Genomic DNA, 17,862 nt, shown 5'->3' on the forward strand with positions numbered 1-17,862 from the left:
AGCGGCCAGCCGATCAACTCCGTGGTGGGTTGTTCGTCGCGGAAGTAGGACTCCAGCCGCAGTGCGGCCAGCCTGCGGGCGGCCGGGCCGCTGCCGCCCGCGTGGCGGGGCCGGTAGCTGACCCGGTTGCCCCAGCCGCCCAGCACGATCGCCGTCCCGGCTAGCACGACGGCGGTGGTCAGCAGCATCGCCGGATGCGTGCTCACTCCGCCTCACCCCGCCTGCGGAACTCGTCCGGGTCGATCGAGCCGGACTCCGGGGGATTGCCGCCGCCGAAGGCCAGCGCGGCGGCGTAGTCACGCAGCTCGTCGGAGAGCCGCTGCAATATTCCGGCGAGTTCGGCGCACTGCCTCGGGGTGGCCTGCCGGGCCGGAATGTCGTAGGAAGCCTGCTCCAGTTCCCACTGCTCATGGGCCAGCCACATGCCCAACCTGCCCGCATAACTGGTCACCGCGACTCACCCCCAACCCGCACCGCCGTAGTGAGCACATCCCGAAGCTCGACGGCCTGCCCGAGTGTCCACACCGTCCGGTGAAACACCGTCGGCGTCTCGATCCGAATCACCTCCGGCGACCACCACGAGATCCACACCAGCAACGACGACGACCACCCCGACTCGTCGCCACACCACACCCGAACACCCGGATGACGCACCTCGTATCTCTCCGACACGGCACAACCACCTTTCTTTCGTTTCCGGAGACATAATCAGTCTCCGGAGACATATGTGGCAATCCCTCGATCAGGTGGCAATGAACGAGATGCCGCGGCAGCTAGGCTTGGCGCATGCCCGGAGACGTGGAGCATCACTCACCGCAGGCTCGATTGCTCGGCGCGGAACTTCGTGAACTGCGCAAAGAAGCCGGTATCCCCGTTCGAGAACTGGCGAAGCGCGTCCAGCTGGGACATGCCGCTGTCTCCCGCTATGAGACAGGAGTTCGTTCGCCCTCCCGCGATCTTCTGGCGCGACTACTGGTGGAGCTTGGCGCTTCCGGCGAGCGCTACGACGAACTCATGGAGCTACAGCGGCGTGCTTCCGAACCGAACTTGATCGGCGACAGTCGTTCGGGCCTGCACAAGCATCTGCTGAACCTGGCGGAGTTCGAACGCACAGCCACTCGGATCGTGCACATCGCACCGCTGGTGATCCCCGGGCCGTTGCAGACACGCTCCTATGCCGAAGAGATCATGGCGAGCTTGTCCGGCGAAGAACGCCACCTCCGAGTCGAACTCCGGATGGCACGCGGCAGCGAGGTACTCAGCACCCGCAAACTCGACGCGATCATCTGCGAACGCGTGCTGCGCGATGACATCGGCGGGCAGGGAGTGCTCGCCGAACAACTACGCCACCTGGCCACCACGGCATCGAACTCGAACGCCACCATCCGGATACTTCCCGAACGACTACAACGCTGGACACTGGCCCACAACGGTTCGTTCGTGCTGTTCGAGTTCCCGAAGGCATCACCGATCATCCACTTGGAACACTACCGTGGCCCCGCCTTCATCTATGACCAGAAAGACGTTGAGGCATACCGCAAAGCGCTGGATAACCTCACGGACGCCGCCATGAGCCCCGATGAATCACTCCAGCTCATGGACACGATCGCGGAACAGACGGAAGGAAACACCCCAGCATGACGGCACCGACGAACTGGCGGAAATCCAGCCGTTCCAACCCCAACGACTCCTGCGTCGAAATCGGCCGCACGCACGAAGGCGCGGCAGTACGCGACACCAAGGACCGCGCGGCCGGACACTTCACCACCACCGGTCGGCAGTGGTCGGCGTTCATCAACGCGGTCAAGACCGACCGCTTCGACTGAACCCCAGCTAACGAACGCAGCGCCTCCGGAACAGCACTCCGGAGGCGCTTTTGCTATCCAAGTCCCCGCGTGCGCAGGGCCTACCCAATGAACGCGGGGCTCGGGGGAAACAACCCGGGTCTATCCCCGCGTGCGCGGGGCCTACCGTCGCCCAGCAGTCCGATGTGGCCTACGGCGAGGTCTATCCCCGCGTGCGCGGGGCCTACACTCACTGCGCTGGGATTCTAGCGCGGCGAAGGCGCTGTGAACACCACTCCGTCACACCTCATTGGACTGCCCACCGGAACCGACGACCGCGAACGGTGCCAAGCGTACCTATCGGGAGGGGCACCGGTCGCCGCGATACCACAGGGATCAAGCAACGCCGAGGGCAATTGGGTGCGGGCCACTCGCGTGCTCCATCGACCGCGCGCTGCCCGAGCCGGCTTCAACTTCGGGGTCAGATTAATCTGTTCGTGAAGCTACTGATAGTGGGATAATCTGACTCTCAGGGGAGAGAAGGTGCTGATGAGTAGCAAGAAGCCAGCAGGACGTGGAAAACCCAAGTCCGGGTCTGCGGCTCGATCCTACGAGAATACGACCGATGAGCCGGATACTTCACTGCCGGGGAATAAGAGCTCGGCTGCCGGGCAGAATTCAGATTCGTCTGGCGCAGAGTCGTCGAACGCCCATCATGCTGAACCCGTCGAACGTGTGCGCGCCTCAGTGCGAGGCCGTCGCCAGGTGACGTTGCCGGAGAGCGTAGCCAAGGTGCTGGGAGTGGCTGAGGGTGACGATCTCGAATTTACGATCGACGAGAGCGGAACGATCACAGTGCGCGGCTGGACCAGCATCCCCACGGATCAACGATGGTTCTGGACTCCGGAATGGCAGGCCGGGGAAGCCGAAGCGGATCAACAGATCGCCAACGGGGAGGTCTCCAGGGGGTTCACCAGCGCCGCCGAGATGTTCGCCGACATCGACAACGACGAGGATGTGTGACCCCCTTGGCTGAAGTCAAGCGGACGTCTCGATTCGAGAAGGACTTCAAGAAACTCACTCGTGAACAGCGCCGCACCTTTCAACACGTGCTCGATACGAAGTTTCTCCCTGCTCTTGATCAGTCGCCACCGAGCTTCCCGCCGTCGCTACGAGTGAAGCGTGTTCATGGCACCAACCGCGTATTTGAGATGACTTGGGACGGAGACGGGCGAATGACCTGGCAGTACGAGCTCGAACAAGCACCCGGCGTCACCACGGTGATTCTGCGTCGAGTCGGCACCCACGACATTTTCGGTGCCCCGTAAACCCAGGCGGGTGACTTGAACACACGAAGACTTCCCGCGAAGTCGCCGCGTCGCGGTGCTCGGCGACCGCGATGCCCGACCGGCCGCGAGGTGTACGGCCGGGCATGAACTCCGTGCGAGACCAATAAAACCCGAGAGCAGCTACCCCGAAGCGACACCCCTTCGGCAGCCCCACGACGGCAGGCTTTCAGCGACGCCCCCGTCAGCAGCGACCCTGGCGCCAGTAGCCCATGAACGCCACCGAGCCGCGCGGCACGCCGTAGCCCTGCACGGTCATTCGGCGCAGCCGCTTGATGACACCGGCCTCACCCGCGAGCCAGCCGTAGAGCTCACCGTTCGCGATGTCGAGGCTCTCGTCGTAGGCCGGATCCTGGTGCTGACTACCCGGGATCTCCCAGAGCAGGTAGTTGTCGACGTCGACGTCCTCCAGCGCGGCGATCGCCTCGCTCGCGGCGGGGCAGCCGTCCGCCTTCGGCGCGGCGCACAGCTCTCCCAGCGCGGTTTCGAGCGCCTGCTCCAGCAGCTCACCGTGCTCGCTGCCCGCGATGTCGCGCGGCAGCCACCGGATCTCGACCCCACTCGGAACGTGCTCCCAGGCCTGGATGTCGGCCTCGCTGGGCACCTCCAGGCAGGCTATCCCCCGCGAATCGGCGGGCAGTGATTCCAGGATGGCCGCCACCGCCGGGATCGCGGTCTCGTCCCCCGCCAGCAGCAACCGCCGCGCGGTCGCGGGCGGGCACCACTCGCAGCCCCACATCCTGCCGGAACCGGGACGGTCGGGACCGAGGATCGCCACCCGGTCGCCGATGCGGGCGCCGCTCGCCCAGGCGGAGGCCGGTCCGCTGGCTTCCTCGCCAGAGCCGTGCAACACGAAGTCGATGTCCATCTCCGCGCGCTCGGGGCGGAACGACCGAACCGTGTAGGTCCGCATGGTCGGCCGGATCTCCTCCGGCATGGCCTGCCAGGTCGGATACCAGTCGTGGCCGTCCGGCACGTCGGCCACCGTCCGACCCGGACGGGGCAGCATCAGCTTGATGCGCTGGTCGACGCCACCGGCACCGAAGGAGCGCAGTCCCTCACCCGAGAAGGTGAGCCGCACGAAATTGGGACTCAGCCGCTGCCTACCGGCCACCTCGACGGTGTAGACCCGGGACTCGGGCCTGGCGGTCTTTTCGGATCGTGTGCTCGCGGGCGCCGCGGCACTTACCGTCCCGGTAGCAGTGGCCATACCGTTCCTCCCAATCACGAGATACGGTGCTTCGGTGAGGCTAGCCTACGCTTCTCCGGTAAGGTTAGCCTACACTCATCCAGTTGACGACAGGTGATCGAGCGTGTCGCACGACACATCTCGAAAGCACCACCCCGGCAGCGGGATGAACCGCACCACGTTCGCCCCCGAAACGGGGACGGGCGCCCCGGAACCGCGACGGGCCCGGCCGCGTCCCAACCTTCGAGGCCCACCGACGAGAACCAACCGCACGGGAGCGCCCTGATGTACGTGGAGGACACCGGTTCGGGAGACGGCGACATCCGGATCGACATCGCCGATACCGAGTACACCGCCGAGGCCAACTACGACCTGAACGACGACGGCGTGGACGAGACCGTCGCGGTGCTGACCGATGACGGCTTCCTCGCCTACACCGACTCGGACGCCGACGGCGAGGCCGACGTGATGCGCGGCATCGACGAGCGGGGCAACGTGGTCGAGCAGGCACGCTACGACGAGGCGACGGGCGAGTGGACCCGTGAGAGCCCCGACGACTCGCCGGTCCGCGAGCGGAACGGCGGGAGCGAGGGCCGATCGATGGTCGTGGACACCCCGCAGGGGGACCGCGAGGTCGGCCCGCCCACCGAGGACACCAACAACGACGGCAGGGCGGACACCGCGATCGTCGACACCGAGCACGGCCAGATGATGGTCACCGATGCCGACGGGGACGGCTCCGCCGACCAGATGGTCGAGATCAGCGACTCCGGCGAGGTGACCGTCGCCAAGCACACCGGCGACGGGGAGTGGACCGTGGTCGAGCAGGGCCGGGTCGACGGCCAGGGACAGCAGGCGGGGCAGCAGCGCTCCTTCGAGGTCAGCGGCACCGAGGACTGGCTGTGGAACGGCGAGGAACGGGAGGGAACCGGCCGCGGTGACGCGAGCACCGATCCGGGCGACGACTCGTTCTGGGTCTGAGGCGCACGCCGCGCGGAATGCGCCCCGGATTACCCGAAGCGGAACCCGAAGCCAATAACACGAATGGCGGCAATTCGGATCGAAATGTGTTCCGGAACACATCCGATTTCCGCGGGCTCGCTCGTGAAAATCATCCGAACGAGCGAGTCCGCGAGGTTCGACGACGGAAAACATCGATCCAGCACCCCTCGAAACAGACGGATTTCCGCGACACCCCGTCATCTGAATCGATTCCCTTATCGTTCCTGTGAGGGAAGTGACAGGGCTGATCTCCGCCAACCCCGGCACCTCCGGTTAGCCTCGGTGCATCCCCAAATGCAGCTCCGTCCGGATTTCCGGGCGGAGCGAAGCATTTTTGAAAGCTCCGCCGGCCACGCGTCGGCGGGAGGAGAGAATCCGGGCTGTGGCGCCCAGTCAGGAGACACGACGCGATGACCGCTCTGACCATCCCCGGTCTCGACCAGGCACCCGTGAATCACGAACGCCTGCTGTCCTGGGTACGTGAGGTAGCGGAGCTGACCACGCCCGAGCAGGTCGTATGGTGCGACGGATCGCAGCAGGAATGGGAACGGCTGACCAACCGACTGGTCGAGGCCGGCACCTTCAAGCGTCTGGACGAGTCGAAGAAGCCCGAGTCGTTCTGGACGGCCTCCGATCCCACCGACGTCGCCCGGGTCGAGGAGCGGACTTTCATCTGCTCCCGGGAGAAGAAGGACGCCGGGGTCACCAACAACTGGATGGACCCCGACCAGATGAAGGCCACCATGACCGAGCTCTACCGGGGCTGCATGCGTGGTCGCACGATGTACGTCGTCCCGTTCTGCATGGGCCCGGTGGAGGCCGAGCCGCCCAGGCTCGGCGTGGAGATCACCGACTCCGAGTACGTCGTGGTGTCCATGCACATCATGACGCGGATGGGTGACCGCGTGCTGGAGCGGTTCTCCGAGAGCGAGGACGTGGAGTTCGTGCCCGCACTGCACTCGGTGGGTGCGCCGCTCGAACCCGGTCAGGAGGACTCCCCCTGGCCGTGCAACGAGATCAAGTACATCACGCACTTCCCCGAGGAGCGGCTGATCTGGAGCTTCGGCTCCGGCTACGGGGGCAACGCGCTGCTGGGCAAGAAGTGCTACTCGCTGCGCATCGCCTCCGCGATGGCCCGTGACGAGGGCTGGCTCGCCGAGCACATGCTGATCCTGAAGCTGATCTCGCCCGAGAACAAGGTCTACTACGTGGCAGCGGCCTTCCCCTCGGCGTGCGGCAAGACCAACCTGGCGATGCTGGAGCCGACCATCCCGGGCTGGCGCGTGGAGACCCTCGGCGACGACATCGCCTGGATGCGGTTCGGCGAGGACGGCAGGCTCTACGCGGTCAACCCGGAGGCGGGCTTCTTCGGTGTCGCGCCGGGCACCAACTGGAAGACCAACCCGAACGCGATGCGCACCATCGAGCGGGGCAACTCCATCTTCACCAACGTCGCGCTGACCGACGACGACGACGTGTGGTGGGAGGAGATGGAGGACCAGCCGGAGCACCTGACCGACTGGAAGCGGCAGGACTGGACGCCCGACTCGGACGAGAAGGCCGCCCACCCGAACTCCCGCTACTGCACGCCGATGTCGCAGTGCCCGATCCTGGCTCCCGAGTGGGACGACCCGCAGGGCGTGCCGATCTCGGCGATCCTGTTCGGCGGCAGGCGCAAGACCACGATCCCGCTGGTCAACGAGGCCTTCGACTGGCAGCACGGGGTCTTCATGGGCGCCACGCTGTCCTCGGAGAAGACGGCCGCCGCGGCGGGCAAGGTCGGCGAGGTGCGCCGCGACCCGATGGCGATGCTGCCGTTCATCGGTTACAACGTCGGCGACTACTTCCAGCACTGGGTGAACATGGGCAAGGAGGCCGACGCCTCCAAGATGCCCAGCATCTACTACGTCAACTGGTTCCGCAGGGACCCCTCGGGCAAGAAGATCGTCTGGCCCGGGTTCGGCGAGAACTGCCGGGTGCTGAAGTGGATCGTGGACCGGCTGGAGGGCAACGTCGCCGCCGACGAGACCGCCATCGGCCGGGTTCCCACCGCGGACCAGCTCGACCTCGGCGGGCTCGACGCCACCCGTGAGGAGATCGACCAGTCCCTCGAGGTGAGCCTGCCGGAGTGGCGCGAGGAGCTGCCGCTGATCGAGGAGTGGTTCGACACGATCGGCGACGACCTGCCCACCTCGATGCGCGACGAGCTGGAGGCGCTCAAGCAGCGCATCGGTGAGTGACGCTACGACGACGTCTCGCGAATCCGAGGGGTGTCGAGATTCCGTTCTCCGGAATGTCGACACCCCTCGGGTCACTCAGCGCATTGCGCGAATCGAATTCATTCGAAAAACGCCCCCGAAAGCGTGATTCGACACGCGCCGGTAAATGCATCGAAAACCCTCGATCGTGTTCAATCGTGGATATTTTCACGACCCCACGGTCGAACGGAACGCACCGAAGCGGCCACGAGCGGCACAAACGAGGGCGACTGATCCCTCGATCCGTTCGCACTGCGTAGGAACACTCAGGGTCACTCGCGTAGGAATTGATTGGCCGGAACCGGACAAACCGGTGCACACTCGGACACGTCCGAGGAAAACCGGAAAGCCTGCACACCCCGGGAGGTGTGTCATGGTAGATCTGGCGATGATCGCGCTGGTCCTGGTCGCGCTGCTGGCCGTGTGGCTGTTCCTACGGGGAGCCGACAGCGTGGGCAGTCGCCGGAGCGCCGGGTTCGCCCGTTACCGCGGCCGCGTCGGACCCCCGCCACCGAACCACCCGACCGCCACCGACGGAGAACGCTCCGAGGACTCGTACGGCACGGCCGCGCGCGGCGGCGTCCCGCACGGACCGGGGGCGTATCGCTCGATGCTGTCGCTGCGCAGGAAGCGGGCCGAGAACCCCGACGGCGACTGACCGAGAAAGCCGAGCACGCCGTGCTACCCGTTCTGGGCCGTGCTGCTCCTAGTCGGACTCCTCCGGTTCGACGGCCGAGGCCGCGTGCGTCGGGTTGAGCACCCGCGCCAGGAAGTTGCGGGTGCGTTCCCGCTGCGGGTTTCCGATCACGTCGGCGGGCCTGCCCTGCTCGACGATGGCGCCGCCGTCCATGAACAGCACCCGGTCGGCGACCTCGCGGGCGAACTGCATCTCGTGGGTGACCACCAGCATGGTCATCCCCTCGTTCGCCAGTCCGCGCATCACATCCAGCACGTCGCCGACCAGCTCCGGGTCCAGTGCCGAGGTCGGCTCGTCGAACAGCATCACGTCCGGGTCCATCGACAGCGAGCGGGCGATGCCGACCCGCTGCTGCTGGCCGCCGGACAGCTGGGCGGGGGTGGCGTTCTCCTTGTCGGCCAGCCCGACCCTGCGCAGGTTCTCGCGGGCGGTCTCCTCGGCCTTGGCCCGGTCGCGGCCGAGCACCTTGCGCTGCGCGACGGTGAGGTTGCGCAGCACCGACAGGTGCGAGAACAGGTTGAACTGCTGGAAGACCATGCCGATGCGGGTGCGCGCCGCGTCGATGTCGGCGTCCGGGTCGGTGAGCTCGACCCCGTCGACCACGATCCTGCCGGAGGTGGGTTGTTCGAGCAGGTTCACGCAGCGCAGCAAGGTGGACTTGCCGGACCCGGAGGGCCCGATGACGCAGACCACCTCGCCCGCGTCGATCCGCTGGTCCACCCCGCTGAGGACCTCCAGCTCACCGAAGGACTTGCGCAGTTCGGAGATCTCGATCTTTACGTCGCTCATGTGAAACTCCCTCGGCTGCCGTTACCGACCGTCGGGTCCGAACCTGCGTTCCAACCGCTGCTGCAGCACCGACAGCGGGATGGTTATCACCAGATAGCACAGCCCGACCACCAGGATCGGGGTCATGCTCTGGTAACTGGTCAGCGCGGCTCGGCCGAACTGGGTGAGTTCCTGCTGGGCGAGTGTGGCACCGAGCACGAACACCAGGGAGGAGTCCTTGGTCAGCAGGATCAGCTCGTTGGTCAGCGGCGGCAGGATGATGCGGAACGCCTGCGGGATGACGACGGTGATCGTCGCCCTGCCGTGCGACATCCCCAGCGAGCGGGCCGCTTCGAGCTGGCCGTTGGGCACCGCCTTGATCCCAGCGCGGATGGTCTCGGCCATGTACGCCGAACCGACGATCCCCAGCGCGATCATGACGGTGACGTTGCGGTTGAAGCTGATGTTGTTGAAGGCGGTCGGGATGCCGATCCCGATCGACAGGAACACCAGCAGCGCGGGCAGGCCGCGGAAGAACTCGATGTAGGCGCCGGAGATCCAGCGGTAGGGCGCCACCGAGGACATCCGCATCAGCGCGAGCACCAGCGCCAGCCCCAGTCCGAGCGCGAAGCCCAGCGCGGTGTAGAGGACGGTGTTGAGCAGCGCGGTGCTCAGCACGGTGGGGAACAGCGCCCGGGCGATCTCGAGGTTGAAGAGCTCATCCTGGAGACGCCCCCAGTCGGCGAGCAGCGCGGCCACGATGACGACCGCGAGCAGTACCGCGTACTGCACACCGCGCCCGATCCTGGCGCGTTGGCGTTTACTCATCCCGCTGGTGGCGGGTCGGGGTTGCACTGCCATCGAGGCTCCAGGGCAGTCGGAACGGGACGGACGCGGTCGGCGCCCGTCCCGCCACGTGCGAGATCATCGGGGAGGACCGGTGTGGTCGGTTCACCCGTCGGTACTAGTCACTTCTCGGACGGCGCGTGGCCGAACCACTTCTCGTACAACCGGTCGTAGGTGCCGTCCTCCTTGGCCTGGGCCAGCACCTCGTTGATCTTGTTCTGCAGCTCGCCGTTGCCGGTCTTGACGCCGAAGCCGTAGTTCTCACTGGTTTCGAGCTTCTTGGTGACCTCGAACTTCTGGTTCTGGTCCGCGAAGTCGATCAGCGCGAAGTCGTCGTTGATCGCGGCGTCGATCTTGCCGGTGCGCATGTTCTGCAGCAGCAGGCCGAGGTCGGCGAACTGCTTGAGCGTGACGCCGTGCTGCTCGGCGCGCTCCTTGGCGTACTCCGCGCCGGTGGTGCCCTTCTGGTAACCCAGCGTCTTGCCCCGCAGCTTCTCGAAGCTGTCGAGGTCGGAGCCCTCGGGTGCGAGCAGCGCCTGCGTGGCGTCGAAGTAGGGATCGGAGAAGTCGAAGTTCTTCTTCCGGACGTCGGTGATCGTGATCGCGGCGGCGGCAACGTCGCAGTTGCCCACGTTGAGGGCCTGGCCGGACTGAAGGGTGGTGAACGGCGAGTTGGTGACCTGCTGTTCGACGCCGAGGTCCTCGGCGACCAGCTCGATCAGGTCGATGTCGAAACCGACGACCTCACCGTCCTCGCGCGATTCGAACGGTTCGTAGGGCAGGTTGGTGCAGGTGGTCAGCTGTCCCTCGTTCACCAGCGGGACGCCCTTGGCCTCACCGCCACCACCACCGCCACAGCCCGCTACTGCCGCGACCAGGGCGAACGCGGGTAACAGGGCCGCGGCCCGCAACGTTGTTCGAAGCGCCACAGTGTCACTCCTCCTCGACGGGAATCCGGATGCTGGGATCCTGCCATCCTCCGGGGCCGTTACAAACAGCTTCGCGTGTTTCGATCACGTCAAATCCACTCGGAAGCGGGACAGCCGCATCGCGATCGATCACGCAACGCACACCCACCGTGGCCCCAATCGATCCGAGAACCGGACGAGATCGAGCGCAACGGCCGCGTCAGCGGAACACACGATACCGTTACGCTGATCAGGTGAAGTATCGCGGGGTTGGCAACTATCACCAAGCGTGACCGGAAGAACTCTCCCGCGAGCCGGTCGAGCAGCCGATCACCGACCCGCCGGTGGCCGACGCACGGACGGCCGAGCGCGCCACGGGCGGGTTCCTCGGCGAGCGATCAGCGCCGGGCGTGCGCGTCCAGCACGTAGGCGACGGCGCTGGTGACCTTGGCGGCGTAGTCCAGGTGCAGCGACTCGTCCGGGACGTGGGCGTTGCTGCCCGGCCCCAGCGCCCCGGTCACCACGAACTGGGCGTCGGGGTAGTTGTCGTGCAGCAGCCCCATGAACGGGATCGAACCGCCCAGCCCCATGGTGCGCCAGTCGTTGCCGAACACCTCGGTGCCCGCCGCGTCCAGGGCCTCGTTCAACCACTCGGCGGGTTCGGGAGCGTTGAAGCCCTGCCCCGCCTCGGCGTGGCCGAACTCGACGCTCGCGCCGTAGGGGACGTCGGTCTCCAGCGCGGTCCGCACCGCGTCCAACGCCCGCTGCGGATCGGCGGTGGGCGGCAGCCGGAAGCTGAGATCCAGCGTGGTGTGGGGGCGCAGCACGTTGCCCGCTTCCGAGGGGTGCGGCAACCCGTCGGCACCGATCACCGAGAGGGTGGGCCGCCACCAGTTGTTCAACGCCAGCTCGGCCTCGTCGTCGCTGATCATCCGCATGCCCTCGGGCAGCTCGATGGACTCGCGCACCAGCCCCGGCGCGGCCTCGACGCCCGCCCGGGCCTCGGCCACCCGGTTCTCCGGGATGCGCACGTTCAGCTCCGGGAGCCGGATCTCGCCGGTGGCGGAGTCCTCCAACCGGTCCAGCAGCTGCCGGGCGACCCGGAACGAGTCGGGCACCAGCCCGCTGGCCGCACCGGAGTGCTGCCCCGCGTCCAGCACCCGAACCGTGACGTTGAGCTGCACCATCCCCCGCAGCGAGGTGGTCAGCCAGAGTCGGTCGTAGTCCCCGCCGCCGGAGTCCAGACAGACCACCAGGCCGACGCGGCCCAGCCGCTCGCCGAGGTGCTCCAGGTAGGCGGGCAGATCGGGGCTGCCGGACTCCTCGCCCGTCTCCAGCAGCAGCACGCAGCGCGGATGCGCACCGCCGTGCGAACGCAGCGCCTCGATGGCGGTGATCGCGGCGTAGCCGGAGTAGCCGTCGTCCACGGCACCCCGGCCGTACAACCTGCCGTCGCGCACCACCGGCGTCCATGGCCCCAGCCCCTCGGACCACCCCCCGACCGGCGGCTGCTTGTCCAGGTGGCCGTAGAGCAGCGCCGTCTCCTCGGAGGCTCCTTCGGTCGCGGGCACGTCCACCAGCAGCAGCGGGCTCCGTCCGGGAAGCCGGACCACCTCGATCCCGGCACCCGTGATCCCGCGGGCGTCGATCCAGCCGCGCACGTGCTCGACCACCGCGTCCAGGTGGCCGTTGGCCTCCCAGTCGGCGTCGAAGGCCGGGGAGACGGCCGGTATGCCGACCAGCTCGGAGAGGCTGGGAAGTACCGAGGACTCCCATTGCCGCTGTACGAAGGTGTTCACTGCTGTGCGGTCCACACCCGCGATCGTATTCCCACTCCTCGGGAAAGCTCACCCGGCCTGGTGAAGCCCGAGGTTTTGAGGCTCAGCCGCCTCCGCCGCCGTCACCACCACCGCCACCGTCGCCACCCCCACCGCCGACCGCGCCTGCGATAACGGCACCGGTCGCGGCCACGGCGGCCGAAACCGCCCCTTCGAGGTCCTGGCCCTTGGCGATGTGCTTGAGCCTGCGACTCTGCGACCGGTCGAAGCCGAGCAGCCTGCGATACAACCCGGAGGGATAAACGATCGCGACCAACAGGGCCAGCCGATCGTCCGGTGAACGCTCGCCACGAGCGAGTTGCCCCAGCTCGCCGATCAACTCTTGCTGGAGGGGTCCGTTCGGCCGGTAGCGGTCGCGCGGGATGAAGCCGAGCAGCTTCTCCGGTTCGTGCTCCAGATAACCCCGCTGCCGCAGCGCCCACCGCTGTTCCTGGAAAGCACTGCGTCGCTCGGCCAGCCAGGTCTGAAACGGGATCGGTTTGCCCTTGCCCGCGATTCGGCCCACCAGCGCCGAGAGCGGGTGTTCCAACGGTTCGAAACCCACCGGGGTCGAGTCGAGCAGACCGATCTTGACTCCACCGAAGGCGGTGCGGGTCAGTTCCGCGCGGCCGTACATCACGAGCTCGGCGAGCTCGGCGGCCGGCGTGAGGACTTGGTGATTGACCCCGTGTTGCCTGCCGTCCGGCCCGTGCAGCAGCAACACGATCTGGTCCGGCAACGACAACGACAGATGTGCTTCCACGGCGGCGATGCTAGATCACGCGAACCGCGCAGGGGACCGTTTCGCACGAATTCGGGCCCTCGATACCCCGTCCGGAGCCGCCCGACCGGGGCAGCCCGGCCCGAGATCCCTTCCCGAGTGGGGCCGTTCGAGAACCGTGAACGCATCCGGAAACCGGGAAACACCCCGCGCCCCAAGAGTGACCGGCCCTGCACCGAACGTACTCACCATCGATTCAGCACGATCCACGACGACGCTGACCAGTACCGGAATCGGCCGCGAAAAAATCGGTTATACAACTGTCACAACGCCATCCATCGGAGATCCACCCCTCTGATGACCTGCGAATTCGCTTGATCCAACCGCGAGCTACGGTGCGCCGGACAAGGTTTGCAGGCGGCATCGATCTCTGTGGCAGGGCTCACGGAAGTGGCCGTTGTCATGCCAGGATGGCGAGGAGCGATCCAACGACCCCGATCGGATGACCCGAGACCCACCTGGTCGACGGCGCCGTCAGGGGTAACCGGTCCCAGCCGCCACAAGCGGACGGGCCGGGGTGAGACGAGGAGATCCACATGTCCCCCGAACACTGGACGCGACCGAGCCGACCCGACGATCGCGATCGACTCGCGGACACCGCGGTGCCTGCCGCAACCTCAGCAACACCAACGAGGGAGCAGGTGATCGCCGGTTTGCGTGCGACCAGCGAAGGCGGAGCTGATCTGGTTCAGCTCCTGACGCCGGAGGGTCAGCGGGTATCGCACCCGGACTTCGACATCGACATCACCGACGAGCAACTACGCGGCATGTACCGCGACATGGTGCTGGTGCGGCGTGCCGACCGCGAGGGCAACGCGCTCCAACGCCAGGGCCAGCTCGGAATCTGGGTTCCGCTGCTGGGCCAGGAAGCCGCGCAGATAGGCGCGGGCCGTGCGCTGCGACCGCAGGACATGGCCTTCCCGAGCTACCGCGAGCACGGGGTCGCCTGGTGCCGGGGCATCGACCCCACCGAGCTGCTGGGCATCTTCCGCGGCACGGACCACGGCAGCTGGGACCCGAACGAAACCGGCATGAGCCTGTACACCATCGTCATCGGCAACCAGTGCGTGAACGCCACCGGCTACGCGATGGGGCAGAAGTTCGAGGGCAAGGTCGGCAACTCGGGGGAGGACCCCGCCTCGAACGAGGCCACCATGGTCTTCTTCGGCGACGGCGCCACCAGCCAGGGTGACGTGCACGAGGGCATGGTCTGGGCCTCGGTCTACGACGCGCCGGTGGTCTTCTTCTGCCAGAACAACCAGTGGGCGATCTCCGAGCCGACCGAACGGCAGAGCCGGGTACCGCTCTACGAACGCGCCAAGGGATACGGCTTCCCCGGCATCCGGGTCGACGGCAACGACGTGCTCGCCAGCCTCGCCGTGTCCCAGTGGGCCATGAACGAGGCCAGGCAGGGCAACGGGCCGCTGCTCATCGAGGCGTTCACCTACCGCATGGACGCGCACACCACCTCCGACGACGCCACGCGCTACCGGCTGGACGACGAGCTGGAGGCGTGGAAGCTCAAGGACCCGATCGAACGGTTGCGGGCGCACCTGCTCCGGGAGGAGATCGCCGACCAGGAGTTCTTCGACAGGGTGGATTCCGAGGCCGACGAGCTGGCGGCCAGGTTCCGCGAGTTCTGCGTGAACATGCCGGAACCGCCGCCGGAACGGATGTTCTCCGCCGTCTACGCGGAGGAGAGCCCCGTGGTGGCGGCACAGCGGGAGGACTACCTGAACTACCTCGCAGGCTTCGCCGACTCCGGCCACGACACCGAGGGGAGTGTTCGCTGATGGCCGCGCCCACGATGGAATCGACCGGTTCGAGCACGACACCGACCCAGACGATCACGATCGCCAAGGGTCTGAACAACGCGCTGCGCAACGCCATGGAGCGCGACCCGAAGGTCCTGGTCATGGGCGAGGACGTCGGCAAGCTCGGCGGTGTTTTCCGCGTCACCGACGGACTGCAGAAGGACTTCGGCGAACACCGGGTGCTCGACACGCCGCTGGCCGAGTCCGGAATCATCGGCACGGCCATCGGCCTGGCGATGCGCGGGTTCCGCCCGGTCTGCGAGATCCAGTTCGACGGGTTCATCTTCCCCGGCTTCGACCAGATCGTCTCGCAGCTGTCCAAGATGCACTACCGCAGCCAGGGCAAGGTGAAGGTCCCGCTGGTCATCCGGGTTCCCTTCGGCGGCGGTATCGGGGCGGTGGAGCACCACTCCGAGTCCCCTGAGTCACTGTTCGCCCACGTGGCGGGCCTGAAGGTGGTCTCCTGCTCCAACCCGGTGGACGCCTACTGGATGCTGCAGCAGGCCATCGACTCCGACGACCCGGTGCTGTTCTTCGAGCCGAAGCGGCGGTACTGGGAGAAGGCCGAGCTCGACCCCACGGCCGAGCACCTGCCGATGATCAGCTCCGCCGTGCTGCGCACCGGATCCGACGTCACCGTCGCCACCTACGGGCCGATGGTCAAGACCTGCATGGACGCCGCGACCGCGGCCGAGGAGGACGGCAACGCCGTCGAGGTCGTGGACCTGCGTTCGCTCTCACCGCTGGACCTGGGCCCGGTGGCCGAGTCGGTCCGGCGCACCGGACGGCTGGTCGTGGTCAGCGAGTCGCCGCCGGAGTCCTCGGTCACCTCCGAGGTGGCCACCCGGATACAGCAGGAGTGCTTCTACTCGCTGGAGGCCCCCGTGCTGCGGGTGAACGGATTCGACACGCCGTACCCACCGAGCAAGCTGGAGGAGGGCTACCTGCCCGACCTCGACCGGGTACTCGATGCCGTCGACCGTTCACTGGCCTACTGAGGGGGCAGGCATGGCACAACTCAAGAACTTCCCGCTTCCGGACGTCGGTGAAGGGCTGACCGAGGCGGAGATCCTGAACTGGCGGATCGGGCCCGGTGACGCGGTCGAGCTGAACCAGATCATCGTGGAGATCGAGACCGCGAAGGCATCGGTCGAGCTGCCGTGCCCCTACGCGGGGACGATCAGCGAGCTGCTCGCCGAACCCGGCCAGACCGTGGAGGTCGGAACCCCGATCCTGACGATCGAACCGGCCGGGGCGGAGAGCGACGAGCCCGCACCGGACAAGCCCGCCGAGCAGGGCGAGCGGTCCGAGCAGGGCGGCAAGATCGGTGAGGAAGGGGCCGACGGCCGGATCGCCACCCTGGTGGGGTACGGCCCGCGCTCGACCAGCGCGAAACGTCGCCCCCGTAAGAAGGACGCCACCGCCGGGCAGCGCGGTTCCGGCAGCGGTGGGGTCAACGGCTCGACCGGACAACGGCCCGCCACCAACGGCACTCCGGTGACGAGCGGCGCGGGCACCGACAGCGCAAGCACCAACGGCACCGCGGTGAACGGCTCCGCCCCCGCCACGAGCACGCCGTCCGCTTCCCGGCAGGCCGAGCCGGCCGCGGTCGGCGGCACGGGCGAAGCGGCGGGCGGCGGAGTGCCACTCGCGAAGCCGCCGGTGCGCAAACTGGCCAAGGACCTCGGCGTGGAGCTGCGCTCGCTGCACGGTTCCGGCTCGGGTGGCGTGATCACCCGGCAGGACGTGGAACGCGCTGCGGCGGGCGGCGTCACGGCCGCGACCTCCGAGGGCTCCGCTGCCGGCACCCGGTCGGCCCGGGACAGTGCCGAGCGGGAGCACCGGGTTCCGATCAAGGGGGTCCGGAAGGCGACGGCGCAGGCCATGGTGGACAGCGCGTTCACCGCCCCGCACGTGACCGAGTTCCTGACGATCGACGTCACTCCGATGATGGAGTTCCGGGAGCGGCTCAAGAAGCACCCCGATTTCCGGGACGTCAAGGTCACACCGCTGGCGATCGCGTCCAAGGCGATGTGCCTGGCCGCGAAGCGGACACCGGACGTCAACGCCGCCTGGGACGGCGAGGCGGGTGAGATCGTCTACAAGGACTACGTGCACCTGGGTGTGGCCGCGGCCACCGAACGCGGGCTGGTCGTGCCCAAGGTCCGCGACGCGGACGGGATGTCGCTGCGGGAACTGGCCGTGGCGCTGGAGGAGCTGACCAGCACCGCACGTGAGGGCAGGACCTCGCCGGAGGCGATGACCAACGGCACGATCACGATCACGAACGTGGGCGTGTTCGGGGTGGACACCGGGACGCCGATCCTCAACCCGGGCGAGTCGGCGATCCTGGCGTTCGGCGCCATCCGCGAGATGCCCTGGGTGGTCGACGGTCAGGTGGTGCCGCGCCAGGTCTGCCAGCTGGCGCTGAGCTTCGACCACCGGGTGGTGGACGGCCAGCAGGGCTCGCGGTTCCTCGCCGACGTCGGGGCACTGCTGTCCGATCCCGGGATGGCCCTGACGTTCCAGTAGAACCCGGGCAGCTCGGTTTCCGTAGCCAGCTCCGTGGCGGGACTCACGTGCCGGGTCGGCTACCGGCACGTGAGTCGGCACCCCACCGGGGCGGCGATTTCGCGCGAAATCGCCGCCCCA

The 17,862-nt window shown here is 67.3% G+C and carries 17 protein-coding genes and 1 pseudogene; 10 read left to right on the forward strand and 8 right to left on the reverse strand.

The window, feature by feature from the left end:
* Together BM394_RS19185 and BM394_RS19190 are read right to left on the reverse strand one after the other, a co-directional pair.
* Positions 1-206, reverse strand: a pseudogene (locus BM394_RS19185) (hypothetical protein); the annotation flags it as partial.
* Positions 203-451 (reverse strand): hypothetical protein, encoded by a 249-nt coding sequence (locus BM394_RS19190; RefSeq protein ID WP_092977188.1) that lies wholly within the window; start codon positions 449-451, stop codon positions 203-205. The pseudogene BM394_RS19185 and the gene BM394_RS19190, both read right to left, overlap by 4 nt.
* Positions 452-786: 335 nt before the next feature.
* On the opposite strand from BM394_RS19190, the gene BM394_RS19200 reads away from it, so the two are divergent.
* From BM394_RS19200 to BM394_RS19215, 4 genes are all read left to right on the forward strand, one after another.
* On the forward strand, positions 787-1,641 hold the full coding sequence (locus BM394_RS19200; RefSeq protein WP_092980517.1) for a helix-turn-helix domain-containing protein: 855 nt from the start codon (positions 787-789) through the stop codon (positions 1,639-1,641).
* Entirely contained in the window at positions 1,638-1,826 is a 189-nt protein-coding gene (locus BM394_RS19205; protein ID WP_092980519.1) for a DUF397 domain-containing protein, read from the forward strand. The genes BM394_RS19200 and BM394_RS19205 overlap by 4 nt, the downstream gene beginning before the upstream one ends.
* Before the next feature lie 507 nt (positions 1,827-2,333).
* Entirely contained in the window at positions 2,334-2,807 is a 474-nt protein-coding gene (locus tag BM394_RS23960; protein WP_425427674.1) for an AbrB/MazE/SpoVT family DNA-binding domain-containing protein, read from the forward strand.
* A gap of 5 nt (positions 2,808-2,812) precedes the next feature.
* Complete coding sequence (locus BM394_RS19215; RefSeq protein ID WP_217643598.1) at positions 2,813-3,112, forward strand: hypothetical protein; 300 nt, start codon at positions 2,813-2,815, stop codon at positions 3,110-3,112.
* A 202-nt stretch (positions 3,113-3,314) separates the two neighbouring features.
* Here BM394_RS19215 and BM394_RS19220 read toward each other — a convergent pair whose 3' ends face one another.
* Positions 3,315-4,340: a siderophore-interacting protein gene (locus BM394_RS19220; RefSeq protein ID WP_092980524.1), complete on the reverse strand. Its 1,026-nt coding sequence runs from the start codon at positions 4,338-4,340 to the stop codon at positions 3,315-3,317.
* A gap of 264 nt (positions 4,341-4,604) precedes the next feature.
* Between BM394_RS19220 and BM394_RS19225 the strand changes: the two genes are divergently transcribed.
* The 3 genes from BM394_RS19225 (at position 4,605) to BM394_RS19235 (ending at position 8,237) form a co-directional block, all read left to right on the forward strand.
* The gene (locus tag BM394_RS19225; RefSeq protein ID WP_175530176.1) at positions 4,605-5,300 is read left to right on the forward strand and encodes a DUF6802 family protein; all 696 of its coding nucleotides are present in this window, start codon (positions 4,605-4,607) and stop codon (positions 5,298-5,300) included.
* Between the two features lie 431 nt (positions 5,301-5,731).
* Positions 5,732-7,561, forward strand: a complete 1,830-nt coding sequence (locus tag BM394_RS19230; RefSeq protein WP_092980526.1) for a phosphoenolpyruvate carboxykinase (GTP) — start codon at positions 5,732-5,734, stop codon at positions 7,559-7,561.
* Between the two features lie 391 nt (positions 7,562-7,952).
* Positions 7,953-8,237, forward strand: a complete 285-nt coding sequence (locus BM394_RS19235) for a hypothetical protein (protein WP_092980530.1) — start codon at positions 7,953-7,955, stop codon at positions 8,235-8,237.
* 48 nt (positions 8,238-8,285) lie between these two features.
* Here BM394_RS19235 and BM394_RS19240 read toward each other — a convergent pair whose 3' ends face one another.
* From BM394_RS19240 to BM394_RS19260, 5 genes are all read right to left on the reverse strand, one after another.
* Complete coding sequence (locus tag BM394_RS19240) at positions 8,286-9,065, reverse strand: amino acid ABC transporter ATP-binding protein (RefSeq protein ID WP_092980532.1); 780 nt, start codon at positions 9,063-9,065, stop codon at positions 8,286-8,288.
* Between the two features lie 21 nt (positions 9,066-9,086).
* The gene (locus BM394_RS19245; RefSeq protein ID WP_092980534.1) at positions 9,087-9,872 is read right to left on the reverse strand and encodes an ABC transporter permease subunit; all 786 of its coding nucleotides are present in this window, start codon (positions 9,870-9,872) and stop codon (positions 9,087-9,089) included.
* 140 nt (positions 9,873-10,012) lie between these two features.
* Positions 10,013-10,819, reverse strand: coding sequence for a transporter substrate-binding domain-containing protein (locus BM394_RS19250; RefSeq protein WP_092980536.1), 807 nt, complete (start codon positions 10,817-10,819; stop codon positions 10,013-10,015).
* Positions 10,820-11,196: 377 nt separating this feature from the next.
* Complete coding sequence (locus BM394_RS19255; protein WP_092980538.1) at positions 11,197-12,621, reverse strand: M20/M25/M40 family metallo-hydrolase; 1,425 nt, start codon at positions 12,619-12,621, stop codon at positions 11,197-11,199.
* 58 nt (positions 12,622-12,679) lie between these two features.
* Positions 12,680-13,378 carry a GOLPH3/VPS74 family protein gene (locus BM394_RS19260; protein ID WP_175530177.1) on the reverse strand — a complete coding sequence of 233 codons (699 nt, stop codon included), beginning with the start codon at positions 13,376-13,378 and terminating at the stop codon, positions 12,680-12,682.
* A gap of 554 nt (positions 13,379-13,932) precedes the next feature.
* Between BM394_RS19260 and pdhA the strand changes: the two genes are divergently transcribed.
* From pdhA to BM394_RS19275, 3 genes are read left to right on the forward strand one after another with little or no spacing between them, the layout of a single operon-like run.
* Complete coding sequence (gene pdhA / locus BM394_RS19265; RefSeq protein ID WP_165400728.1) at positions 13,933-15,189, forward strand: pyruvate dehydrogenase (acetyl-transferring) E1 component subunit alpha; 1,257 nt, start codon at positions 13,933-13,935, stop codon at positions 15,187-15,189.
* Positions 15,189-16,208: an alpha-ketoacid dehydrogenase subunit beta gene (locus BM394_RS19270; RefSeq protein WP_092980546.1), complete on the forward strand. Its 1,020-nt coding sequence runs from the start codon at positions 15,189-15,191 to the stop codon at positions 16,206-16,208. The genes pdhA and BM394_RS19270 overlap by 1 nt, the downstream gene beginning before the upstream one ends.
* Before the next feature lie 10 nt (positions 16,209-16,218).
* Positions 16,219-17,742: a dihydrolipoamide acetyltransferase family protein gene (locus BM394_RS19275; protein ID WP_092980548.1), complete on the forward strand. Its 1,524-nt coding sequence runs from the start codon at positions 16,219-16,221 to the stop codon at positions 17,740-17,742.
* Positions 17,743-17,862: the final 120 nt, after the last annotated feature.

The organism is Actinopolyspora lacussalsi subsp. righensis (assembly GCF_900116555.1).
GTDB lineage: Bacteria > Actinomycetota > Actinomycetes > Mycobacteriales > Pseudonocardiaceae > Actinopolyspora > Actinopolyspora lacussalsi.